The 22,736-nt window shown below is 68.0% G+C and carries 17 protein-coding genes and 5 pseudogenes; 11 read left to right on the top strand and 11 right to left on the bottom strand.

The genetic code is table 11. The features are described from left to right. The 5 genes and pseudogenes from SALPAC6_RS0121520 to SALPAC6_RS28330 form a co-directional block, all read left to right on the top strand. A partial coding sequence (locus tag SALPAC6_RS0121520; protein WP_018255393.1) for an MFS transporter occupies positions 1 to 1,188 on the top strand: 1,188 nt, incomplete at its 5' end. A gap of 199 nt (positions 1,189 to 1,387) precedes the next feature. After that, positions 1,388 to 1,837, top strand: coding sequence for a hypothetical protein (locus tag SALPAC6_RS29190; protein WP_026189943.1), 450 nt, complete (start codon positions 1,388 to 1,390; stop codon positions 1,835 to 1,837). A 216-nt stretch (positions 1,838 to 2,053) separates the two neighbouring features. Continuing rightward, complete coding sequence (locus SALPAC6_RS0121510; RefSeq protein ID WP_018255392.1) at positions 2,054 to 2,629, top strand: TetR/AcrR family transcriptional regulator; 576 nt, start codon at positions 2,054 to 2,056, stop codon at positions 2,627 to 2,629. Beyond that, positions 2,626 to 5,040 carry an excinuclease ABC subunit UvrA gene (locus SALPAC6_RS0121505; RefSeq protein ID WP_018255391.1) on the top strand — a complete coding sequence of 805 codons (2,415 nt, stop codon included), beginning with the start codon at positions 2,626 to 2,628 and terminating at the stop codon, positions 5,038 to 5,040. Before SALPAC6_RS0121510 ends, SALPAC6_RS0121505 begins: the two co-directional genes overlap by 4 nt. Before the next feature lie 234 nt (positions 5,041 to 5,274). Beyond that, a pseudogene (locus tag SALPAC6_RS28330) lies at positions 5,275 to 5,844 on the top strand (peptidoglycan-binding protein); the annotation flags it as partial. On the opposite strand, the gene SALPAC6_RS26980 reads toward SALPAC6_RS28330, so the two are convergent. Both SALPAC6_RS26980 and SALPAC6_RS30505 read right to left on the bottom strand, forming a co-directional pair. Continuing rightward, complete coding sequence (locus tag SALPAC6_RS26980; RefSeq protein ID WP_018255390.1) at positions 5,808 to 6,596, bottom strand: IPT/TIG domain-containing protein; 789 nt, start codon at positions 6,594 to 6,596, stop codon at positions 5,808 to 5,810. The pseudogene SALPAC6_RS28330 and the gene SALPAC6_RS26980 sit on opposite strands and share 37 nt — an antisense overlap. Before the next feature lie 182 nt (positions 6,597 to 6,778). Next, a complete protein-coding gene (locus SALPAC6_RS30505) occupies positions 6,779 to 7,387 on the bottom strand; it encodes a hypothetical protein (protein ID WP_223874449.1) in 609 nt (202 codons plus the stop codon). Between SALPAC6_RS30505 and SALPAC6_RS30875 the strand changes: the two are divergent. The 3 genes and pseudogenes from SALPAC6_RS30875 to SALPAC6_RS0121485 form a co-directional block, all read left to right on the top strand. After that, positions 7,319 to 7,792, top strand: a pseudogene (locus SALPAC6_RS30875) (recombinase family protein); the annotation flags it as partial. The gene SALPAC6_RS30505 and the pseudogene SALPAC6_RS30875 overlap by 69 nt on opposite strands. Positions 7,793 to 8,012: 220 nt before the next feature. Then, positions 8,013 to 8,525, top strand: a complete 513-nt coding sequence (locus SALPAC6_RS30495; RefSeq protein WP_018255386.1) for a recombinase family protein — start codon at positions 8,013 to 8,015, stop codon at positions 8,523 to 8,525. 319 nt (positions 8,526 to 8,844) lie between these two features. Continuing rightward, positions 8,845 to 9,729, top strand: coding sequence for a helix-turn-helix domain-containing protein (locus tag SALPAC6_RS0121485; protein ID WP_018255385.1), 885 nt, complete (start codon positions 8,845 to 8,847; stop codon positions 9,727 to 9,729). On the opposite strand, the gene SALPAC6_RS0121480 is transcribed toward SALPAC6_RS0121485, so the two are convergent. Both SALPAC6_RS0121480 and SALPAC6_RS0121475 read right to left on the bottom strand, forming a co-directional pair. Beyond that, positions 9,710 to 10,606 carry an IS5 family transposase gene (locus SALPAC6_RS0121480; RefSeq protein WP_026189941.1) on the bottom strand — a complete coding sequence of 299 codons (897 nt, stop codon included), beginning with the start codon at positions 10,604 to 10,606 and terminating at the stop codon, positions 9,710 to 9,712. The genes SALPAC6_RS0121485 and SALPAC6_RS0121480 overlap by 20 nt on opposite strands. Positions 10,607 to 10,750: 144 nt before the next feature. Continuing rightward, positions 10,751 to 11,026: pseudogene (locus SALPAC6_RS0121475) on the bottom strand (ISAzo13 family transposase); the annotation flags it as partial. A gap of 50 nt (positions 11,027 to 11,076) precedes the next feature. On the opposite strand from SALPAC6_RS0121475, the pseudogene SALPAC6_RS0121470 reads away from it, so the two are divergent. Further along, positions 11,077 to 11,601: pseudogene (locus SALPAC6_RS0121470) on the top strand (IS256 family transposase); the annotation flags it as partial. A 42-nt stretch (positions 11,602 to 11,643) separates the two neighbouring features. Here the strand turns inward: SALPAC6_RS0121470 and SALPAC6_RS0121465 are convergent. From SALPAC6_RS0121465 to SALPAC6_RS0121450, 4 genes and pseudogenes are all read right to left on the bottom strand, one after another. Continuing rightward, positions 11,644 to 12,360, bottom strand: a pseudogene (locus tag SALPAC6_RS0121465) (IS701 family transposase); the annotation flags it as partial. Positions 12,361 to 12,574: 214 nt separating this feature from the next. Then, positions 12,575 to 14,299 carry a glycerol-3-phosphate dehydrogenase/oxidase gene (locus SALPAC6_RS0121460; RefSeq protein WP_018255381.1) on the bottom strand — a complete coding sequence of 575 codons (1,725 nt, stop codon included), beginning with the start codon at positions 14,297 to 14,299 and terminating at the stop codon, positions 12,575 to 12,577. 71 nt (positions 14,300 to 14,370) lie between these two features. Then, positions 14,371 to 15,888: a glycerol kinase GlpK gene (glpK, locus tag SALPAC6_RS0121455; protein ID WP_018255380.1), complete on the bottom strand. Its 1,518-nt coding sequence runs from the start codon at positions 15,886 to 15,888 to the stop codon at positions 14,371 to 14,373. Positions 15,889 to 15,925: 37 nt separating this feature from the next. Continuing rightward, positions 15,926 to 16,765 (bottom strand): MIP/aquaporin family protein, encoded by an 840-nt coding sequence (locus SALPAC6_RS0121450; RefSeq protein ID WP_012184592.1) that lies wholly within the window; start codon positions 16,763 to 16,765, stop codon positions 15,926 to 15,928. Positions 16,766 to 16,948: 183 nt separating this feature from the next. Between SALPAC6_RS0121450 and SALPAC6_RS0121445 the strand changes: the two genes are divergently transcribed. Further along, positions 16,949 to 17,716: an IclR family transcriptional regulator gene (locus tag SALPAC6_RS0121445; RefSeq protein WP_018223658.1), complete on the top strand. Its 768-nt coding sequence runs from the start codon at positions 16,949 to 16,951 to the stop codon at positions 17,714 to 17,716. A gap of 37 nt (positions 17,717 to 17,753) precedes the next feature. Then, on the top strand, positions 17,754 to 19,277 hold the full coding sequence (glpK, locus tag SALPAC6_RS0121440) for a glycerol kinase GlpK (RefSeq protein ID WP_018255378.1): 1,524 nt from the start codon (positions 17,754 to 17,756) through the stop codon (positions 19,275 to 19,277). A gap of 392 nt (positions 19,278 to 19,669) precedes the next feature. Here the strand turns inward: glpK (SALPAC6_RS0121440) and SALPAC6_RS29510 are convergent, their stop codons facing one another. The 3 genes from SALPAC6_RS29510 to SALPAC6_RS0121425 form a co-directional block, all read right to left on the bottom strand. Beyond that, positions 19,670 to 20,005 carry a hypothetical protein gene (locus tag SALPAC6_RS29510; protein ID WP_162561514.1) on the bottom strand — a complete coding sequence of 112 codons (336 nt, stop codon included), beginning with the start codon at positions 20,003 to 20,005 and terminating at the stop codon, positions 19,670 to 19,672. 422 nt (positions 20,006 to 20,427) lie between these two features. Next, positions 20,428 to 20,910 (bottom strand): flavin reductase family protein, encoded by a 483-nt coding sequence (locus SALPAC6_RS0121430; RefSeq protein ID WP_018255376.1) that lies wholly within the window; start codon positions 20,908 to 20,910, stop codon positions 20,428 to 20,430. A gap of 13 nt (positions 20,911 to 20,923) precedes the next feature. Then, entirely contained in the window at positions 20,924 to 22,720 is a 1,797-nt protein-coding gene (locus SALPAC6_RS0121425) for a carbamoyltransferase family protein (RefSeq protein WP_018255375.1), read from the bottom strand. Positions 22,721 to 22,736: the final 16 nt, after the last annotated feature.

The raw sequence follows: 22,736 nt of genomic DNA, 5'->3' as shown, positions 1-22,736 counted from the left end.
TTCGTGGCCGCGTCGGTGTGGTGCGGCTTTGCGACGAGCGGTACCGAGTTGTTCGCGGCCAGGGCTGTTCAGGGCGTAGGCGCGGCGATGGTCTCCCCCACCGCCCTGGCCCTGCTCAACCTCGTCAGCACCACCGGCTCCGGGCGCAACCGGGCTGTCGCGTGGTGGAGCTTCACCGGTCTCGCGGGGGCGACGCTCGGCCAGGTCGTGGGCGGACTCGTGACCGATGCATTCGGGTGGCGCTGGATCTTCTTGCTCAACCTGCCGATCGGGCTCGTGGCCGGACTCGCCGTGGCATCGCTTTTGCCGCGCACCCGGCCGGAGCAGCGGGTGTCGCCGGACGTGCTCGGTGCGCTCACGCTCACCGGCTGGCTCGGGATGCTCGTGTTCACGCTGACGAGGGTCGAGCACGGGTCAAGCGCCCTGGTGATGACGATGAGCGCGGCCGCGACGGTGGTGTTGCTGGCAGCCTTCGTGGCCGTGGAGCGCAGGCACAGCGACCCGCTCGTGCCGTTGGCGGTGTTCGCCGAACCTGGGGTTCGGGCGGGCAATGTGATCAACCTGCTGTCCACCGCCGCCAACCTCGGCGTCATGTTCTACGTGACCTTCTACATGATGCGTGTGCTCGGCTACTCAGCCACGGACGCCGGCCTGGCCTACCTGCCGATCACGCTGGTGATGGCGGTGATCGCGACCAGGGTGGCGTGGTTGATGGAGAAGGTGGGTGCGCGAGCACTGCTTCTGATGGGCACAGCAGGTGGCGCGGCCGGTTCGCTGTGGTTCGTGTTCGCGCCCGGCGACGGCTCCTACCTGGCGTGGATCTTCCCACCCCTGCTGCTGATCGGCGTCGGCGCGGCGTTCATCGAGGCTCCCGCGATCATCGTGGCGACGCGCGGGCTGCCGGAACGAAAGCAGGGGCTCGCGGCCGGCCTGATCAATACCTCCGAACAGGTGGGCCCGGTGCTGGGTCTCACGGTGGCGGTCACCATGGCGGCGGCGATCGTTCCGGTGACCGCCGACGACACACCCGTGCGGCTGCTCGACCACTACCACGTCGCCTTCGTCGCCGCGGTGGTCATGTACGTGCTGGCAGGCCTTGCCACGTTCCTCGTACCGCGGCGCAGCTACATCGGATCGGCTCCGGCACCCCTTGCGGCGAGTGCCGAAAAACTGAACACAGCCTTGTAACGCCAAACGATCACTACTCCTGTGCGTATCGAACGAACCGGAGAGAGATACAAGACGAACATCCAGCCTGGGAGGCTTCTGAACATGGATGCCAACGAGGTCAAAGTGATCCGCTGGCCGAAAGAGAAGGAGAAGAGCTCTTCCGCGGACCGGTGCTGGACAACGTCGGCAGCCCGGTGCTGCAGGTTGCGGCGCTCGAATGGGAGCACTCACCGCCAGCCGCACCCTCCCCCACGCCACCAAAGGCGGACACTGCATTGAACCCGGCGAAGTCCGCACCATGCCGCTCAGCCACGACGAGGTGGCCGAAGCGGCGGTGACGTTGTGCGGCAAGGACCTCGGGGCCCACGTGAACCCGGTGCTCGCCGAGGAGGAGATCCGGGCCCATCTGTCGGCATCGTTGCCCAGGCAGCTCGTGCCGTGGTTTCTCGTGTTCCTCGACCACTTGCCACACGCAGTCAACGGCAAGATCGATCGCAACGAGCTGCCCGCCCGCGTCACCGCGGCGAGCCGGAGCAGCACTTCGCCGCGCACCGAGGTGGAACGCACCCTCGCCGACATCTGGCGCGAGGCGCTCGCGATGCCGGAGGTCGTCGCGCACGACAACTTCTTCACACGATGGTACTCGCTCCTGGCGTCCGCGCGATGAACCGCATCCGGGCGACTACCGGCATGCAACTGCTGTTGCGTCGGCTCCTCGAACGGCCGACTGCCGTCAAGCCGGCTCTGGCAGCGGAGAGGCGCGGCCATGAGGAAGCTTCTGTCATCTCAGTGCTGCGGCGGGAGGTCAGATGATCACGCGACGCGGCGTTAGTAAATGCCAATTCACTTATCGGGTACTATCCGTGCCATGAGCCCACGACCGATGTCCGTCACCAACAAGCAGATCTTCGTCAGCGCGTCCCGCACGCTGGCCCGCATCGGCCCGCTCCGCGTCACGCTCAACGACGTGGCATCCGACCTCGGAATCTCGGCGGCCACGCTGGTCAAGCGGTTCGGGTCCAAGCACGACCTGCTGGTCGCGATCAACGAGTACGAGGCGTCCAAGGTCGACGAGTGCTTCACCGAGATCGTCGCCAAGTACGAGTCGCCGCTCGAAGCCCTCTACGCATTCATCGCGGCGCTCAGCAGCGACGTGGACAGCCCCGCGGAGATGGCCAACCACGTGGCGTTCCTGCATCTCGACCTCAGCGACGACGCACTGCACTACCACGCCGTGAGGTTCGCCCAGTCGATGCGTACGGGCATCGCGTCGCTGCTGGAGCGGGCCGTTGAGCAGGGTGAGCTCGTCGAGTGCGATGTGGACGGTCTTGCCAGGGCGGTGCAGACGACGTACAACGGCGCGCTGATCATGTGGGCGATCCTCGGTGACGGCGAGCTCTCGGAGTGGGTGCGGCGCGATGTCGCGTTCCTGCTCAACCCGTTCTTGGTAGCGAAGTGAACGGAGCGAACGACGTGCGGCGTCACGACGACCACGGCTGGATCGAAGTCACCGGTGCCCGGACCCACAACCTGCGCGATATTAGCGTGCGAATCCCGCGCGGAAAGCTGGTGGCGTTCACCGGCGTCAGCGGCAGCGGGAAGACCTCGCTGGCGGTCGACACAGTGCACGCCGAGGCACAACTGCGCTACCTCGAGGGCATCTCGCCGTTCGTGCGGCGCTACCTCGGCCAGCGCGACCGGCCCGAGGTCGACCGCATCACCGGCCTCGGCGCGACGCTCGCGGTGGACCAGCGCCGACTCAACAACAATCCTCGTTCCACCATGGCCACCGTCACCGGCATGGACGCGTACCTGGGCCTGGTCTACTCACGCCTGCCCGCGCTCCGCACCGGCGCCGAGCTCGCTTCGACCAGCTTCGACAGGTTCAGCCCCGAGGGAGCCTGCCCGGTGTGCCATGGAGCGGGCGGTACCGTGCGCGCCGACGCGGAGCTGATCATCGACAATCCTGAACTTCCCCTGTTCTCAGGGGGTTCGCATTGGTTCGCGAAGTGGCGCTCCAGCGAGCACTCGTTCATTCCCGCCCTCGCCGAGTTGCACCGCGTCGATCTGTCCGTGCCTTGGCGCGACCTGCCAGCGACTTTCCAGCACGCGGTCCTGCACGGCACCGGTGAGCAGGTCATCGACGCCAGCGTCACCATTCCGAGCCGGGCCACCGGCACCGAGTGGACCTACAGCAGCAGCCAGCCGATACGCGGCGCCCTCGCCGAGGTGGAGCGCGTGTTCGCCAACGCGGGCAGCGAAACGAGCAAGCAGCGCTACCAGCGGTACATGCGCATGACGCCCTGCCAGGAATGCGCTGGCAGTGGGTTCGGCGAGGCGGCCCGCACCGTCACCGTCGGCGGTCGCACCTATCCGGAACTGATCACACTCACCGGCACAGACCTCATCGACTGGGTGCACCAGGCCGAAGCCGAACTCGGCGACCAGGATCGCGCGGTCGGCCTCCCGCTGCTGCGCGAACTGGGCGCCCGCCTGATCGTCCTGCACCGCACCGGCCTGTCCCACCTGCAACTGAGCCGCGAGGCCTCGACCCTCTCCGGCGGCGAGCTGCAACGCGCACGCCTCGCAGCCCAGCTCAGCACTCCGCTTGAAGGCATCACGTTCGTCCTGGACGAACCCACCTCCGGCCTGCACCCCGCAGACAAGGCAGATGTCCTCGACATGCTGAAGGCGCTGCGGGACAACGGCAATAGCGTGCTGCTCGTCGAACACGACCCGGAAATCGTCAAGGCCTGCGACTGGGTCGTCGACATCGGACCGGGAGCCGGCCGCGACGGTGGTCACCTCCTCATCTCCGCACCACCGGCCGAAGCGGCCCACCACGAGACCTCACCGACCGCGGCCTACCTCTCCGGCCGCAAACAACGCGTCGAACGCAAGACCCGAGACGCCGATCCAGCCCGTTGGCTCACCGTCCGCGACATCAGCAACCACAACGTCGACGTCGCGGAAGTACGGGTGCCCCAGGGCAGACTCACCTGCCTGACAGGCCCGAGCGGCAGCGGCAAGAGCAGCCTGCTGCACGCGTTCGCCTCCGCCGTCGAAGCCGACGACACAGCACCCGTCGCCTGGGTGGCCGTCGTTGACCAGGACCCCATCGGCCGCACCCCGAGGTCGAACCCCGCCACCTACAGCAAGGCCTTCGACGCGATCCGCACCCTGTTCGCCTCCACAGACCACGCCCACAAAGCCGAGCTGAATGCTTCCACGTTCTCCTTCAACACCGCCGGTGGCCGCTGCGTGGACTGCTCCGGCCACGGCCGCAAACTCGTCGACATGCACTTCCTGCCAGACGTCTGGGTCACCTGCACCACCTGCGCGGGCCGCCGCTTCACCCAGCAGGTCCTGGACGTCGAATACCAAGGCCTCTCCATCGACGCGGTACTCGACCTGACCGTCGACGAAGCCGCGGAGTTCTTCACCGACCCCGACTCCCTGGTCGCCACACTCCACGCCCTGCGCCAGGTGGGCCTCGGCTACGTCACCCTCGGCCAGAGCGCGACCGACCTCTCCGGCGGCGAAGCACAGCGCCTCAAACTAGCTACCACGATCCAACGAGGCAACCGGGGCCGCAAACGCGGCTTGGTCGTCCTGGACGAGCCGGTGACGGGCCTGCACCCCGCCGACGTCCAGCGCCTCGTCGAAGCCCTCGACGTCCTCATCGACGCCGGCAACACCGTGGTTGTGGCGGAGCACGACCTCCACCTCGCTGCACGCGCCGATTGGATCATCGACCTGGGCCCGGGAGCCGGCCCTGCCGGTGGCCGAGTGGCCGCCACCGGCACACCAGCAGATCTGGTCACTGCCGACACCAAGACAGCACGCTACCTCCAGCACGTCCTGAGCTGAGCAGCGTTGTGTGTACCGGAAAACGCCACACTCCCACGCCACAAGCTAGAGCGCTACCGAGCCGCCCTCGACGCTGGCGCAGACCCGACGGTAGTTACCGCCTGGATCACCCAGACCCAGGCCGACCGCGCCCGCGCCGAAGCAGAACTACACGCACTCGCGGGCACCACCCCACACCGGCTGACCCGAGCAGAAATCACCGCCCTGGTGACCGCACTCGGGGATATCGCCGCCGTGCTCCGCGACGCCGACCCAGCCGACAAGGCCAAGGTCTACCGGCAACTCGGCCTCCGGCGGTTCCCCAAGGGGGACACCAGGTCGGACGGCTCGATCGGCAACACCGCCCACCAAGGCTCCCCGTCGAGCCACAACCCGGACCGCACCGGCCGACCCGAGTACCGCGACGGCGACAACGTCGACGAGGTACGGGCCCGGGACTTCGACGCCGACCTACGCGACCCGGACGGGGTCACGATGGAGCAGGTCGTGCAGCTGTGGGTGACACTCGCCCGCTCCGGCGCGCTGTGGTGGGTGCGGTACATCATCTACAAGCGCCGGATCTGGCACCGCCGCAACGGCTTCGCCACCCACACCTACACCGGCTCGAACCCGCACACGAGCCACTGCCACGTGAACTCGGACTTCACCCAGGCCGCCGACACGGTACGGGGCACAAACTGGCGGCTGGACCAGCTCGGCAAGCCGGCACCGGCACCGGTACGGCCGGCTCCCGGGCCAGCGGTGGCGTTCCCCCTGCCGACCGGCTACTACTTCGGCCCGCGCTCAGGCGGTGAGACGTCACTGCCGTGCTCGGTCTCCACCCGGATCCGACCGGAACCGGCACCGGTCGGCACCTCCAACGTGACGGCGTCGGCGGAGCCGGAGCCGAGAAGGGCACGGCTGCGATTGAGAGTCACCTTGTTGCCGACCGGATCGGGGGCGAATCCGCTGCCGGTCACCGTCACGGCTTCACCCGCTGCCACGAGGGTCGAGGAGATGGCCTCGATGACCGGCGCGTCGGATCCGTCGTCCACGGTGAGCACGCCGGGCGAGGTCGCGGTCGCGTCGCCGACCCGCACCGAGACCGGGCCGGTGCCGGCACCGGCCGGCACCTCGACCACCAGCCGGCGGGCGCCAGCCTGCCGGACCTCGGCGAGGACGCCGCCGACGAAGACGACGTTGTCGTCGGGATCGGGCGCGAAGCAGCCACCCTGGACGGTGACGGTCTCGCCGACCCGGGCGCGGACCGGCACGATGGCGTGTACGGCGAGGTCCGCCGTACCCTCGTTGGTCACGCCCAAGGCGTTGCCGACTTCATCGTAGGCGTACCGGGCCGACTCGTTCGCCCGGTCCTGTACCCCGACTAGGCGGCCCGCCGCGTCGTAGGAGTAGCCGACCGAGTCGCAGGTGACCGCCGCCGGCTCGGGAACGGGCAGATCGCTCGGCAGGCCGAGGGGAAGGACCACCGCCAGGGCCGCCACCAGGGTCAAAACGGTCCAGGACGGACGGTGTCGGATGATCGGGAAGGTCGTGTCGGCTATAGACGATGGATTCATGCCGTCTCCTGGGCACACCTACGGGTGCACGCAGTCGCCGCGTACCCCCCGTGTTCTGGTGAACTCGAACGTAGGCACTCTGATCGACCTCTGTCAAACTCGACGGCGACCGACGTCGCCCGATGCGGGTTGTCGGTGTGGCGCGGCCACCCGCTGGCGGCCGGCAAGGAGCGCTTCGGAGACTAGGCGCCGGCGCGTCCCGTCCGGGCGCAGATGCGTAGTGCCCGCCGGTCCAACACGATCGCCGCGACGAGGTCGCACTCCGTGCGGGGTGTCCGCAGGCCGGTCTTCGGGTACTCCACCCAGTGTTCGGCGGTCTCGCTCGCCGGGTCGACGCGCAGCCGGTGACACAACCGCAGTCCCATGACCGCCTCGTCGGCCCGGGTTTCCTCAGCCGGCAGCCCGGTGTCCGGATCGATCAACTCCAGCCAGTCGTCAAGCTCCTGCGCGACCGCGTCAGCGAGCTCGACGAGCGTGACCTCGACCTCGGTCAGCTCATCATCCGCGTCCGGTGCCGGTCGGTGCACGTCCAACGGGTTGGGCCGGACGTTGGTGCTGCGCGGATCGAGGACTCGGCGCAGCCCGGTGATCAGGTCGGTTCGCCCAGACCCGGTTCCCCGACCACTACCACATGCTCGGCCGGGAACAGCACCAAGTCGGCGAAGCCGCCAGCGGACTGCTTGTCCGACCAGACCGCGAGGATCCTTCGTAGAAATGTCGACGTGTCGGACGACCAGCGTGACGATCCCCTGACTCGATGGCTCAACAGTCAGCCGCAAGCCAGCGCGCAACCGCCCGCACGGTGGCGCGGTGGCCTGCGGTTTGCGTTCTACGGCCGGATATCAACAGTCGAGCACCAGGACCGGGTGTCCTCACGGCACTGGCAACGGGACTGCGCCAACGAGCTCGTCACCGCGCACGGGGTGATCGTCGCCGAATACTTCGACGTCGGCTGCTCACGCCGCCGAGGTTGGGGGCAGCGCCCGCAAGCGGCCGCGCTGCTGGCCGCGCTCGACGACCCCTATCGCGGGTTCGACGCGATCGTGGTCGGCGAGTACGAGCGGGCGTTCTCCGCCAACCAACTGCCACACCTGGCACCCGTGCTCGAACATCACGGCGTGCAGCTTTGGCTGCCCGAGACGGACGGGCCGGTCGATCACCACAACCCGACCCATCAGGCGCTGATCATGATGCTCGGCGCCCAGTCGAGGCGTGAGGTGCAGCGCGCCCGGTTCCGGGTCATCACAGCGATGCGGGGCTCAAACACGGGAGCAGGGACGGTATCTCGGAGGCCGGCCGCCCTACGGCTACCGACTCGTCGACGCCGGCCCTCATCCGAACACCGCGCACGCGCGCTGGGGTCGCCGGCGTCAACGCTTCGAACCGGATCCGGCCACGGCCGGACACGTGCGGTGGATGTTCGCCCAACGCTTGGACGGCCAGAGTCTCGCCAGCATCGCGCGCGCACTCAACGACGCCGGCATACCATGCCCGTCAGGCATCGATCCCAACCGCAATCCCCGCCGCCGTGGCGACCGGTGGACCCTGCGCACGGTCGCGGCGATACTCGCCAACCCCCGCTACACCGGCCGACAGGTCTGGAACCGGCAACCCGCGCAAACCGACACCGGCCGCCCGGAGGGAGAACCCGTCCGACGAAACCCGACCGTGGACTGGGTGGTCTCCAAGCAACGGGCCCACACCGTGCTGGTCAGCGAGCAGGACTTCGTCGCCACCCAAGCCATCCGCTCCCACCGCAGCGCCCACGACGGCACCACCCGCCGCTACCTGTTCACCGGCCTACTGCGCTGCCGACCATGCGGCCGAAGAATGGAAGCCCACTGGATCAACCAACGCCCCGGCTACCGATGCCGCCACGGCCACACCAGCACCCAACAGCCCGCCAACCGCCGGCTTTGTCGTCCCTAGTGGACGGTTGGGTGCTCGTGGGTGCTCGTGCGACGCGCATCCCCTCCGTCCCGCTCCGTCCCGGTGGCAGCCAGTCCTGTACCAATGGGTTTTGATCATGGTTCCCCCTCTCGGCCTACGAGCCCAGAAACGAGACGGCGAGGCCGGCCGGGCTCCCTGGTCGGGTGTCGCGGCGCTGGCGGTACGTCTTTCGTCAATCTCTCCGGCTCGCGGGCGCCGGTATGTCCCTGTCGCTGACATCCGTTAATGTCAACGTGCCGTTAGGGAGATATAGAAAGCGGTGACCGTCTTCCTCCGATCGCGATGGAGGTCCTCCCCCTTGGACCCGCAGCAACTCAAGGACGTGAAGCGGGCGCTTGGACGGCGGCTCGCCGCGTGGCGCAAGACGCGTGGCCTGATTCAGGATGACGTGGCGCGGCTGGTGAACAGCACTCGAAGCACGGTGGCCGGGGTCGAACGCGGCGAGCAGGTGGTCGACCGGGTCTTCTGGGTGCAGTGCGAGTCACTTCTCCACGCCGGCGGCGAGCTGATCGCCGGCTACGACGAGTACCGGTCGTTCGGGATCAGGCATCGGGAGGAAAAGGCCGACGCGGCACGCCACGCCCGCTGGGGCACTGTTCTCGATCACCAGACGATCACCGAGGCCAGTTCACCCAGCCGGCTTCCCGATCCCGACAGGCCGCTGCTGCCGACCACAGGTGCTTCCACTGGTGACTCAGTATTGGTGCAGGATCCGGGTGGAGCGTACGTTGGAGTGCGGCAGGCGATCATGATCGTCGCGCGGGAGACCAGCAAGCACGCGATGGACGCAGGGGCTAGGGCCGTGTCGGACCTGACGATTGAGCAGCTACGCGATGACGCGATCGGGATCGCACGGGGTTTCGGGCAGCTGACACCCGCCGCCACGATCAACGAGGCGCTGCGGGTGCGTGGGCTCGCCGTCGAGGCACTGGAGCGAACCCGACGGCCCGGCCAGCAGCACGAGTTGTATCTGATCACCGCGCAGGCCGCGGCTTTGTTGGCCAGCGCGGCTGCTGACCTGGGTTTGTGGTCGCCGGCGATGCAGTACGCCCGGGCTGCCGACACCTACGGTGAGATCATCGGCCACCAAGGAGTTCGTGCCTACGCCCGGGGGATGCAGGCCACGATCGCGTACTGGACTGAGGCCTGTTTCATAAGTCCGGTCAGAGCCATTCGCAGATGATGGTGATGGTCAGGACGGCCTGGAACCGGACAGCCAACTTGTCGTAACGGGTGGCTACGCCGCGGTGGCGCTTGAGTCGGGCGATGCCGTTCTCGACGGCGTGTCGCATCCGGTAGAGGTCGGGGTCGAACTTCGGTGGGCGTCCGCCGCGGCTGCCCTTGGCTTTGCGGTGGACGTCTTGGTCTTTCTTGCTGGGGATGCACGCCTTGATGCCGCGTTTGCGCAGGTAGACGCGGTTACCGTGGCTGGTGTAGGCCTTGTCGGCCAGGACGAGGTCGGGGCTGGTGCGGGGCCGGCCCACCCCGAGACGGGTCACCTTGATACGGCGCAGAACCGGGATGAACTGCGGACTGTCACCACGATGCCCGGCGGTCACGACCATCGACAGGACCTTCTGTCCCTGCTCACAGGCCAGATGCGTCTTGGTACTCAGACCGCCGCGGGATCGTCCGAGGGCGTGATCGGCGGGTTCGTCGTGCACACCACCGGGTGGCTCTTTTTGCAGGTGGCCGTCTGCACGAGCGCCGGCGGCGTGTTGGGTGGCACGGCTGGTCAGCGAGTCCACGCTGACCAGCCAGGTGATCCGGCCTTGCGCATCGCCAGCGGCCTGCGAGGCGGCCAGGATCTTGTCCCAGGTGCCGTCGCGCTGCCAGCGACGGAACAGGCCGTAGATCGTCTGCCAGGGTCCGTACTCGGCCGGCACGTCACGCCAGGGCGACCCGATCCGGATCCGCCACCTGATCCCGTTAATGAGCTGCCGTTTGTCCCACTTCGGCGGCCGACCCTTCACCGACGCGGCAGGCAGCAGCAGTACGGCGAGCTGCTGCCACTGAGCGTCGGTAAGGTCGTGCCGCCTCGTCACCGCTAAGGTAGCCACGAGGTCTCCGGTATGACGTTCGAGCTTGGTCGCTGAACCGTCTACCGGAGACCTCGTCAGCAATCGATCACCCGACACGCCGTGACCTTCACCGGCCCACCAAGACTTATGAAACACGCCTTAGCCCGAGCAACGCCGGCACCAGCCCGGATCACGCTCCTCAACGCGGCTGCGGCCGCCGCCAGCCTGACGGACCCTTCCAACCGGCAGCGCGACGGCACCGGCCCCCAGTTCGGACATACCCCGACGGACCGTGGTCTCGCTGACCCCCGCGACCAGCGCCACCGCCCGGATCCCGCCGTGACCGAGCAGCCGAGCCTCGACCCCGAGCAGCAGCCGCCGTTGCCGTTCATTCAGATGAGGCAGCAACGCGTCGAGCCGCGCCGCGAGCTGACCGCGCGAAACATCCAAAGTAGCCACTACAGTCCAACGAGGACACCAACAGGAAGCAACAGGTTGTTCTTTGACGGGTCCACCTGATCCGGGCGGCGACGCGGTTCGTGTCCTACAAGGACCGCCGGGCGATGGCCGCCGCGCTCAAGGAGATCTACACCGCGCCGACGGTCGAGGCCGCCGAGACCGCTCTACTCACCTTCGCCGACAGCCCCCTCGGGAAACGCTACCCGGCCGCGGTCGCCGTCTGGGAACGGGCGTGGGACCGGTTCTGCCCGTTCCTGGCCTTCCCACCCGAGGTAAGACGGATCATCTACACCACCAACGCGATCGAGTCGTTCAACTACCAAATCCGCAAGGTCATCAAGAACCGTGGGCACTTCCCGACCGACGACGCCGTGGTCAAACTGGTCTGGCTGGCCATCGCCGACATCGAGGACAAACGCGCCCGGCAACGCGCCGCCGAGGCCGGCAAGCCCCGCACCCAGGCCCGACAGGCACCGCCCCGACTCGTCGAAGGCGCCGGCGTCCACGGCTGGAAACAGGCCCTCAACTCCCTCGACATCTTCTTCCCAGGCCGCATCCCCATCGATGCCCGATAGTTAACCAAGACAGGACGTTACACAGATAATCGGACAGGCTCGCGGCGGACGCAGTCCCCACTGGGCCAGCTCGTCGAGCATCTCCAGGGCCATCAGCCACTTCGGCCGGTACCGCTCGGCGTCCGGGACCTTCGACGCGGTGCGGCGCCGGCGGATCTGCGCGATCTGCTCGGCGGGCGGCACCCGCACCCGGGTGTGTGGCTTCTTCGCCCCGGCCGCATCGAGGGTGACCGGCTGCTGACGCAGTCTGCGGGCGTGCACGTTGGCGGGCTTGCCGTCCGGGCCGGGCACGCAGCCCTCATCCCAGGACTCCGGCAGGAACAACCGCCAGTTCAGCACCGCCGACGCCGTGTCAGTCGCCACGTGAACCGTGACGGCGATCTGGCAGTTGGCGACCTTTCCGAGAGTGCCGGAGTACTGCCGGGCCACACACGCCGAGGCCTTGCCGTCCTTCGGGAATCCAGTGTCGTCGACCACCCACACCTCAGGCGCCACCACCTCGACCGCGGCCGTGGCCAGCCGCCGCCGCACACCGCCGACATCCCAGGTGGACGAGGTCAGGAACTGCTGCAACTGCTGATGATCCACCCCGAGCCGCTGCGCCATCGGCTGCATCGACTTCCGCCGGCCATCCAGCATCAACCCCCGCAGATACCGCAGACCCGTCGCCCGCTGATCCGACCGCCGCAACCCCGCGAAGATCCCCGCCGCGAAGTCCTCCAACCGCCCCCGCACCCGGGCGAGTTCCCGCTCATCCACGCACCGCAGCCAAACACCGCCACCATGCTCACACAAGCGACACGCCACAACGACCTAACAAAGCACTACTAACCCGGAAACCAGCTCTCTTCCGTAGGTAGGGGCCGGTAATTGATCCTGCTCGGGCTTCACGCAGATCCGAGCCGGGTCGGCCGTAGCTGACTCCGGCCTGTCGGGCGGGACGTGGCGGAACGCATGCGGCGCGCGCGCCAGGTCAGGCCGCGAGTGCTACCTGCGGCACCACATCCGGCACGACCAGCCGGGCCGCGTCGGCGGCCTGGTCGTCGATCTGGTCGTGCGCCATCCGTTCGGCGTCCACCTGTGCGATGTAGTGCGCCACCTCGCGGTCCACACGCTCGGCGTCCCAGCCGAGCACCGACGCCATCAACTGCGCCGCCGGTCGGGCGGCTGCCAGGCCCCGGTCGAACGTCTCGATCGATATGTGTGTACGCCGGGTAAGCACGTCCTCCAGGTGCAGGGCACCCTCGGCTGACGCCGCGTGGACGACCTCCACACGCAGATAGTCGTCGGCGCCGTCGAGCGGCTCAACGAGGGTCGGATCCTCTCCCAGCAGGTCCAACACCTCGTCGACGGCGGCGCCGTAGCGGCGCAACAGATGCTCAACCCGCTCCACGGTCAGGTTGTACTGTCGCGCGATGCGACGGCGCTGGTTGCATCGGGCGACATAGCCCTCGGCGCCGAGCAGGGGAACCCGGTCGGTGCAGGACCGCGGCACCCCACCGCCGAGTCCCCGCACGGCCTCGTCGACAGCGTCGCGGGCCATCACCCGGTACGTTGTGTACTTCCCGCCAGCGACCATCACCAGACCCGGCGCCGGGTTCGCCACGGTGTGCTCACGGGACAGCTTGGCGGTCGCATCCGAATGCCCGGACAGCAGCGGCCGCAGGCCCGCGTATACGCCCTCGACGTCGTCGCGGGTCAGCGGACTGGCCAGTACCTCGTTGACCCGTTCCAGCAGGTAGTCGATGTCGCGGCTGGTCGCTGCCGGGTGCGCCTTGTCCAGATCCCAGTCGGTGTCGGTGGTGCCGATCAGCCAGTGCCGACCCCACGGGATCACGAACAGCACGCTGGATTCGGTTCGCAGGATCAGGCCGGTGGTGGAGCGGATCCGGTCGCGGGGCACGACGAGGTGGATACCTTTCGACGCGCGAACCTGCACCGGCCCACGCTCCCCAACGAGAGACTGGATTTCGTCGGTCCAGACGCCGGTGGCGTTGATGACCTGCCGGGCGCGGACCTCGAGGACCTGGTCGGTCTCCAGGTCGTGGACCCGCGCCCCGGTGATGCGGTGGCCGTCGCGCAGGAGGCCCACGACCCGGGCTCGGGAAACGGGGTACGCGCCGTGGGCTGCGGCGGTACGGACGAGACACGTCACCAGCCGGGCGTCATCGACCTGAGCGTCGTAGTACTGCAACGCGCCCACCAGCGACTCCGGACGCAGGGACGGGCAAGCGCGGACCGCGCCACGTCGGGTCAGGTGCCGGTGGGCCGGTACCCCGCGGGAGTTGCTGCCGGAAAGGCTCATCGTGTCGTAGAGCAGGACACCGGCGCCCGCGTACAGCCGTTCCCAGCCGCGGTGCCGCAGCGGGTAGAGAAACGGCACCGGCCGGACCAGGTGCGGGGCGAGTCGCTGCAGTAGTAGGCCCCGCTCGCGCAGCGCCTCGCGGACCAGCCCGAAGTCGAGCATCTCCAGGTAGCGCAGACCACCGTGGATGAGTTTACTGGAGCGGCTCGACGTGCCGCTGGCCCAGTCGCGGGCCTCGACTAGGCCGACCGACAGGCCCCGGGTGACGGCGTCCAGGGCGCAGCCGGCGCCGGTGACGCCGCCACCGACCACCAGGACGTCCAGTTCCGGGCCGCTGCTCAGCGCGGCCAGCGACCGCTCGCGGGCGGCCAGTGACAGTGTCGCGGAGTGCATGCGTTCTCTCTCCTGTGTCTGGGAGGCCAGCGGGGACGCCGGCCTCCCGGGTTTCTCGGATGCGGTGGTGGTCAGTCGACGTCGACCCAGTTCAGGGTGCGTTGGACGGCCTGCTTCCAGCGTTCGTACTCGGCTTGGCGTTGTTCTGGTGGCCAGGTGGGCTGCCAGCGGCGGCTTTCGTTCCAGTTCTCGCGTAGTTCGTCGGTGCTGCGCCAGAATCCGACGGCGAGGCCGGCGGCGTACGCGGCGCCGAGCGCGGTGGTCTCGGCGACCACGGGCCGGCTTACCGGTACGCCGAGGATGTCGGCTTGCAGTTGCATGCACAGGTCGTTGTCGGTGACGCCGCCGTCGACCTTGAGACATTCCAGCGGTACGCCGGAGTCTTTGGCCATGGCCTCGGCGACGTCTCGGCTCTGGTAGCAGATCGACTCGAGGGTGGCCCGGGCGATGTGGGCGTCGGTGTTGAACCGGGACAGGCCGACGATCGCGCCGCGGGCGTCGGAGCGCCAGTACGGGGCGAACAGGCCGGAGAAGGCGGGTACGAAGTACACTCCGCCGTTGTCGGGCACCTGGCGGGCCAGGATCTCGCTCTGCCCTGCGGTGTTGATGATTTTCAACTGGTCGCGTAGCCACTGCACGGCTGATCCGGTGACCGCGATGGAGCCTTCCAGGGCGTATACCGGCGCCTGGTCGCTGAACTGGTAGCAGACGGTGGTGAGTAGGCCGGCCTGGGAGCGGACGATCTCCGTGCCGGTGTTGAGGAGCATGAAGTTGCCCGTACCGTAGGTGTTCTTGGCCTCGCCCGGGGCGAAGCAGACCTGACCGACGGTGGCTGCCTGCTGGTCGCCGAGGTCCGCGGTGAGCGGGACCGATCCGGTGAACGGACCACGCGCCGTGGTGGCACCGTAGGAGTCCGGGTCGGACGATGGTCGGATCCGGGGCAACATGGCGCGCGGGATGTCGAAGAACGACAGTAGTTCGTCGTCCCAGTCCAGCGTGTTCAGGTTCATCAGCATGGTGCGGCTGGCGTTGGTCGGATCGGTGACGTGCACGCCGCCGTCGATGCCGCCGGTCAGGTTCCACAGCAGCCAGGTGTCGGTGTTGCCGAAGACGGCCTCTCCACGCTCGGCTGCTTCCCGGACCCCATCGACGTTGTCGAGGATCCACTGGATCTTGCCGGCGGAGAAGTATGTGGCCGGTGGCAGGCCGGCCTTACGGCGGATGATGTCGCCCCGCCCCGAGCGCTCCAGTGCCGAGGCGATCCGGTCGGTGCGGGTGTCCTGCCACACGATGGCGTTGTGGTAGGGCCGACCGGTGCGCCTGTTCCATACCACGGTGGTCTCACGCTGGTTGGTGATCCCGAGCGCGGCGAGGTCGGTGACGGTCAGGCGGTGCTCGTAGAGCACGGTCTGGATGACGGTCTGGGTCCGCTCCCAGATCTCCACCGGATTGTGTTCGACCCAACCGGGTCGCGGCAGGATCTGCTGATGCTCGAGCTGGTGGCGACCGACGTCGTTACCACCGTGATCAAAAACCATGAAACGGGTACTGGTGGTGCCCTGGTCCACCGCACCAACGAAGTCAGCCATGCGGGAGTCACCTCTACGGGTCGTCGGGATATGTCGATCAGACGCGGGCGCGCTCGGACATCGCAGCCGTTTCGGTCGCAGTCTCGGCGCTGTTCGCGCCCGGCTGCGGCTCATCGCTCGGCAGGAATCGGCCGACGAACAATTGATAGAGGCCGGCGCCGATGACACCACCGACCAGCGGTCCGACGATGGGCACCCAAAAATACGGATATCCGCTCGGGTCCAGGAAGGCCGTCTCGTACCCGGTGAGGAAGGACGCGAGGCGGGGGCCGAAGTCACGGGCCGGGTTGATCGCGTAGCCGGCGTTGACGGCGAACGCCATGCCAATCGCGACCACGATCAGGCCGACGATCAGTGGGGCAAGGTTGGCACCGGGCAGAGAGTTGCGGGCGTCGGTTACGGCAAGGATCAGAAACAGCAGGATCGCCGTGCCGATGATCTGGTCACGCAGGGCGCCCCACTCGGTGATGCCAGCACCCGGCAGGGTCGAGAAGACGCCCTGGCTCTTGCTGGTCAAGCCCGGGTCAAACCGCTGCAGCACCTCGCTGTAGTTCCAGCGAATGATCAGGGCCGCGACGAACGCCCCGGCGGTCTGTGCGAGGGCATAGGGCATCACCTTGCGCCACGAGAAGCCCTTGAACACCGCGAGGGCGAGCGTCACCGCCGGATTGAGGTGGGCGCCACTGATCCGGCCAGCGACGTAGATGCCCAGCGCGACGCCAAGGCCCCAGGCCCAGGCGATGCTGTCGAACTCACCGGTGCCACCGGCAGTGACCTGGGCGACGACGCCCACGCCGAAGAGAATCAGGATCGCGGTGCCGGCGAACTCGGCGGCCAACTCGCCAAGGAGTCCGGGCGCTCTCACACGCTGTGTCATGGTGTCTCCAGGTGGGGGTGGCGGACCTCCGCGACCGGGGGACGGAGGGCCGTGCGATGTCGGCGAGGTGTCGGACGTCGCCGTGCGGTGAACCGTAGGAAACATGAGGAGGCAGGTCAACGAACCCCGGTCGACAATGCCGAACACTGTTGCGTTGGCCCCGAACGCTCTAGCATCCGCCCCATGCCGGGTCAGGTGCAGTCCATCGCGCGTGCCGCGGCGATCCTCCGCCTGCTGGCCAGCAGTTCCGGCCGGCTCGGCATCGGGGAGATCGCCCGTTCTCTCAACCTGCCCAAGGGCACGGCGCACGGCATCATACGTACGCTGCAAGACGTCGGATTCGTGGAACAGGACAAGACCTCCGGCAAGTACCAACTCGGTGCCACGCTGCTGCACCTCGGCACGAGCTACCTCGACGTCAACGAGCTCCGTTCCCGTTCCATCAACTGGGCGGACCCACTCGCCGCGCGCAGCGGCGAGGCGGTCCGTATCGGCACTCTGCTGGACGGCAAGGTACTTGTGGTCCACCACGTGTTCCGGCCCGACGACATCCTCCAGACGCTGGACGTCGGGTCCCTTCTTCCCCCGCACGCCACCGCGCTCGGCAAAGTCCTGCTCGCCTACGACGTGGGCGCCGCCAACGCGGTTACGCAACGCGAACCCGAGCCCTACACCCGACGCACCCTGGTCACCGCACGAGCACTCACCCGGGCCCTCAGCGAAATCCGGGACAATGGCTGGGGGGCCGAAATCGGTGAGATGACCCCTGGCGAGGCCGGCATCGCCGCGCCGATCCGTGGCTATGGCGGCCTGGTCGTGGGCGCGATCGGGCTCTCCGGTCCGGTGGACCGCACCTGCGACGGGTCCGGCAACCCCCGCCCAGCCCTCGTCACGTACGTCCGCGACGCCGCCCGCGCGGTGTCCCGCGATCTCGGCGCCACGCGCTGGTGATCCGTCACCCACCACCCGGCTTCACGAAGGACGAGTAATGACCGAGCGCTTTGTCGTCGCCATCGATCAGGGAACCACGTCCACCCGATGCATCGTCTTCGACCGCCGTGGCAATCTCGTCTCAGTTGCCCAGCGGGAACACCGGCAGCACTTTCCCCGGCCGGGCTGGGTAGAGCACGACGCTATGGAGATCTGGCGCAACGTCGGCAAGGTCGTTCCCCGCGCCCTCAACCAGGCCGGCCTCAGCATCGACCAGATCGCCGCGATCGGGATCGCCAACCAGCGCGAAACCACGGTCGTCTGGGACCGGCGCACCGGTGTCCCGGTGGCTCCCGCGCTCATCTGGCAGGACACCCGCACCGACCTGGTGGTGGAAGCCCTTTCCCGCGCCAGCGGCGCCGAGCACATCCAGGAGCTGTGCGGGCTGCCGCTGACCACGTACTTCTCCGGCCCGAAGCTGCGCTGGCTGCTCGACCACATCCCCGGCCTCGCCGAACGCGCCGAACGCGGCGAGGTGCTCTTCGGGACCATGGAGAGCTGGCTGATCTGGAACCTCACCGGCGGCCCGGACGGCGGCCTGCACCTGACCGACGTCACCAACGCCAGCCGTACCATGTTGATGGATCTGCGCACTCTCGACTGGCATCCCAGACTGCTGAGCTTCTTCGGCGTGCCGGCGGCCATGCTGCCGCAGATCCGCTCCTCGTCGGAGGTATACGGCACCGCCACAGCCGTCCTGCCCGGCGTCCGGATCGCGGCGGCCCTCGGTGACCAGCAGGCCGCCCTGTTCGGTCAGACCTGCTTCGACTCAGGCGAGGCCAAGTGCACCTATGGCACCGGCAGCTTCCTGCTGCTGAACACCGGTACCGAGCCGGTGCCTTCGCGGCACGGCCTGCTCACCACCGTCGGCTACCGGATCGGCGACGAGCCCGCCCTGTACGCCCTGGAGGGGTCCATCGCGATCACAGGATCCCTGGTGCAGTGGTTCCGCGACCAGCTGGAGTTGATCAGCACCGCACCGGAAATCGAGACCCTCGCCCGAACGGTCGACGACAACGGCGGCTGCTACATTGTGCCCGCCTTCTCCGGGCTTTTCGCCCCACACTGGCGCAGCGAGGCGCGCGGCACGATCGTCGGACTCACCTCATACATCACCAAGGGGCACCTGGCCCGGGCCGTGCTGGAGGCGACCGGGTGGCAGACCCGTGAGGTGGTCGACGCCATGAACGCCGACTCCGGGCTGGAGCTGACCGCCTTGCGGGTGGACGGCGGGATGACCGCGAACAACTTGCTGATGCAGTTCGTCGCGGACGTACTTGCAGTGCCGGTGGTGCGCCCGATGGCGGCCGAGACGGTCTCCCTCGGGGCCGCATACGCAGCCGGGCTTGCGGTCGAGTACTGGCCAGACCTGGGGGGCCTGCGCAGCAACTGGCATCCGGCTGCCCGATGGGTGCCGGAGATGGATGCCGCAGTCCGGACACGGGAACGGGAAAACTGGCGACGGGCGGTGGAGCGCACCTTCGATTGGATCCGGCCCGAGGAGGACCCTGCTCGCCGCTGACCCACAACCAAGATCAAGCGTTGAGGGAAGCCGAGCCCTGTCTGGCGCACATTCGTCGTCGCGGTGCAGGCAGCAGCAGACGCCAACCCGGTGCCGGGCAACGGCCTTCACCGTCACGAGACAGCCCTTAGCAGGCCGACGCGGCACACCACGCCCGCTGGGAAACAGTTCTCGATCACCAGACGATCGCCGAGGCCAGCTCCCCCAGCCGGCTTCCCGATCCCGACAGGCCGCTGCTGCCGACCACAGGTGCTTCCACTGGCACTCAGTATTGGTGCAGGATCCGGGTGGAGCGTACGTTGGAGTGCGGCAGGTAATCATGATCGTCGCGCGGGAGACCAGGAAGCGCGCGATGGACGCAGGGGCTAACTTGATCTTCAACCTGTGCGGCGCTACCGGGGATTGGTCGGCTTTTTCTTCGAAGAGGTTGTCTTCCCGGTCGCGCTGTGCAGGTTAAAGATCAAATTAGCACCGCTAAAAGATTTCGGCGTGTAGCGCACCCGCTGGCTGACCACGATCGTGTTCAAGGTCAGTCTTGGCGTAGGGCCTGTGCGATCTACCGCGCCGCCGTGGGAGCGACGACCGCCACCACAGCAGTTGCGGTGATGGCGACACCGCCGATCACCACCATCTTGTTGGACAGCTTGTTGGACAGCGCGCAGCAGGTTCCTGCTCTCGGTCTCCTTTGCTCCTTCCATCTGAACAAGCTGCATCAGCAGGTCGAGCACGTGCCGCCGCTGCTCTCATTCCTAGTCTGCGTGAGCACATCGTGGAAAAGGTCCCGAGTGTCCCGGCAGGCCTGGTGGAACAACTCCTGGCTTTGGCTGTTGGCCCCAAGCGTGGCGTGGTGATGCGGTTCCAGAACATCAAGCGCGTCAGTGACAAGTTCAAAGTCCACTGACAGCGGCGCGTGGACGGGTCTGCTACCCCGGTAGGTGACACCTGAGATGCCTCGCCGTTGAGGCGGGGCCGAAAGGATGCCACCGTGCTCAAGCCCTACGACGTGCTGGTACCCGCCGGGGCCGACGGCGCTGATTCCCGAGCCGGTGACCCTGCAGGGCGTGGCGACGCTAGCGGGATCCTGACCACCGCAGGCCACAGCGCCAGCGCCGTGACCCCATTCACCGGGAGCTGCGGCCCTGGCGCGACATCACGCGTCGTCGCGGACGGTCTCACTCACCCCGACGTAGCGACCATTGTGGTACAGCAGTGGCGCGCCGGGGCGCCAGCTCAGCTGGGTGGGGGTGGCCAGTAGCAGCATGTGCTCCCCAACGTCGATCCGGCGATGGACCGCGCACTCCATCGACGCGAGCGCGTCCACGAGCAGCGGGCTACCGTGCGGGGCCGGCTCCCACCGGACTCCGGCGGACAGCCGGTCGATCCCGCTGGTGGCGAAGATGCGCGCCGCGTCCTCCTGGGTCTCAGCGAGGATGTTGACCCCGATGTGCGCCGCTTGGGCCAGGGTCGGCCAAGCGGAGCTGGCGCGGTTCGCACACACCGACACCAGCGGCGGGTCGAGGGTTACGGACGTGAACGAGGTGGCCGTGAACCCGCACGGTGGGGCACCGGCCGCGGTCACGACCGTCACCGTGGCGGCGGTGTGCCGCATGAGCTGGCGGAGTTCGTGGGCCACTCCACGCGAGGCGTCAGAGGAGCGTGTAGACGTTGTCACTGACACAGCTCTGGCGGGGCGGACGCGTGCCTTTCAACCAGGTGATCCACGCCTGCGGCAGCGACTCGCGGTCAACGACGAAGTCGTCGAGAACCAGGCAGTCGATGTCGGAGCGCAGGAAGCACAGCAGCGCGTCGACCGGCGTGTGCACAATGGGCTCGCCGCGGAGGTTGAAGGACGTGTTGAGCAGCAGCGGGCAGTCGGTCCGTTCCGCGAACGCCTTGAGCAGCCGGTAGAATCGGCCGTTTTCCTGTTCCGTCACGGTCTGGACCCGGGCGGACCGGTCCACGTGGGTGATGGCGGGCAGGTGCAGCGGCGAGATCACCTCGCAGGTTTCGAGCATGAACGGGGACTCGTGGTCGATCCGGAAGTGCTCTGCGGCGTGTTCGGCCAGGACGGCCGGCGCGAACGGGCGGAACGCCTCCCGCATCTTCACCGAGGCGTTGATCCGGTCGCGGGTGTCGTCGCCACGCGGGTCGGCGAGAATTGAGCGCCCGCCAAGCGACCGGGGGCCGAACTCCTCCCGGCCGTGGTACCAGCCGATCACCTTGCCGGACGCCAGTCGCGCCGACACGGCACCGAGCAGGCCGGCCTCGTCGCCGCGATAGTCGTGGACGGCGTGGGTGGGGTAGGCGCCGAGCAGGTGCGCGATCTCGTTCGAGTCGGTCGTCGAGCCGAGCAGCGCGGACCGCTGCCGGCGGGGGTGGGGGCGTTCCCCGGTGAGGCGTTGGTGGGCCACGGCCGCGCAGCCGAGGCTGCCGCCGGCGTCGCCCGCCGCGGGCTGTACGAACACGTGCGCGAACGGCCCCTCCTCCACGATGCGGCGTACCGCGACGACGTTCAGCGCCACGCCGCCCGCCATGCACAGGTTCTCGCTGCCGGTCATGTCGCGTGCCCGGCCGACCATGCGCAGGAGGGTTTCCTCGGTGACCGTCTGGATGCTGCGGGCGATGTCACGGTGGACGTCATCGATCGTGGACTCCGGGGTCCGCTTGGGGACGCCGAGGAGTTCGGTGAACCGGTCGCCGAGCATGCCGTCGGCACGGCCGAAGGAGAAGTAGTCGAGGGCCAGGGTGAATCGGCCGTTGTCATTGATCTCGATCAGATTGCGGATCTTGTCGGCGTACCGCGGTGTTCCATAGGGCGCCAAGCCCATTACCTTGTACTCGCCCTCGTTGACCTCGAAGCCGAGGTAGCCCGTGATTGCGCTGTACAGCAGGCCGAGGGAGTGCGGGAACTCGATCTGGTCGAGCAGGGACAGCCCGGCGCCGTCGCCGAGACCCCAACTGCTGGTCGCCCACTCGCCGACCGCGTCGACCGTCAGCACGGCGCTGCGTTCGAAGCCCGAAAAGTAGTATGCGCTCGCCGCGTGCGACAGGTGATGGTCCACGATCTCCACCGGTCCGTCCCAGCCCAGCAGCTCCCTGATCTCACGTCGGGGACGGTCCGCGTCCAGGCGGAACAACGCCATTTCGCTGGCGTCCGGGAACTCGGGTAGGCCCGTCCACAGTTGCCGGTGCAGCTTTTTGGCCGGGTCCTCGTAGTAGGCGACGCAGTCGACGTCGTTGATTCGCAGGCCCGCCTGGGCGAGGCAGTCCCGCACCGCGTTGCGCGGCAGGGACGGATCCTGCTTCTGCCGCGTGTACCGCTCCTCGTGCGAGGCGGCGACCAGCTCACCGCCGACCAGCAGCGCGGCGGCGGCGTCGTGGAAATGAGCTGCGATCCCCAGTACGACCGGCCCGGCCGCGGGGGACATCCGTGTGTGCGTCATCTCATCGCTTTCGTCG

This window comes from Salinispora mooreana (assembly GCF_000379065.1).
Lineage (GTDB): Bacteria > Actinomycetota > Actinomycetes > Mycobacteriales > Micromonosporaceae > Micromonospora > Micromonospora mooreana.
The sequence above is the reverse complement of the archived record's forward strand: the minus strand, read 5'-3'. Positions and strand labels throughout refer to the sequence as shown.

Excerpts from the sequence above, each read along its gene's own strand:
- SALPAC6_RS29190 (WP_026189943.1), top strand. The coding sequence starts at position 1,388 with ATGGGAGCACTCACCGCCAGCCGCACCCTCCCCCACGCCACCAAAGGC.
- SALPAC6_RS0121510 (WP_018255392.1), top strand. The coding sequence starts at position 2,054 with ATGTCCGTCACCAACAAGCAGATCTTCGTCAGCGCGTCCCGCACGCTG.
- SALPAC6_RS26980 (WP_018255390.1), bottom strand. The coding sequence starts at position 6,596 with ATGAATCCATCGTCTATAGCCGACACGACCTTCCCGATCATCCGACAC.
- SALPAC6_RS30495 (WP_018255386.1), top strand. The coding sequence starts at position 8,013 with ATGTTCGCCCAACGCTTGGACGGCCAGAGTCTCGCCAGCATCGCGCGC.
- SALPAC6_RS0121460 (WP_018255381.1), bottom strand. The coding sequence starts at position 14,299 with ATGCACTCCGCGACACTGTCACTGGCCGCCCGCGAGCGGTCGCTGGCC.
- glpK (WP_018255380.1), bottom strand. The coding sequence starts at position 15,888 with ATGGCTGACTTCGTTGGTGCGGTGGACCAGGGCACCACCAGTACCCGT.
- SALPAC6_RS0121450 (WP_012184592.1), bottom strand. The coding sequence starts at position 16,765 with ATGACACAGCGTGTGAGAGCGCCCGGACTCCTTGGCGAGTTGGCCGCC.
- SALPAC6_RS0121445 (WP_018223658.1), top strand. The coding sequence starts at position 16,949 with ATGCCGGGTCAGGTGCAGTCCATCGCGCGTGCCGCGGCGATCCTCCGC.
- glpK (WP_018255378.1), top strand. The coding sequence starts at position 17,754 with ATGACCGAGCGCTTTGTCGTCGCCATCGATCAGGGAACCACGTCCACC.
- SALPAC6_RS0121425 (WP_018255375.1), bottom strand. The coding sequence starts at position 22,720 with ATGACGCACACACGGATGTCCCCCGCGGCCGGGCCGGTCGTACTGGGG.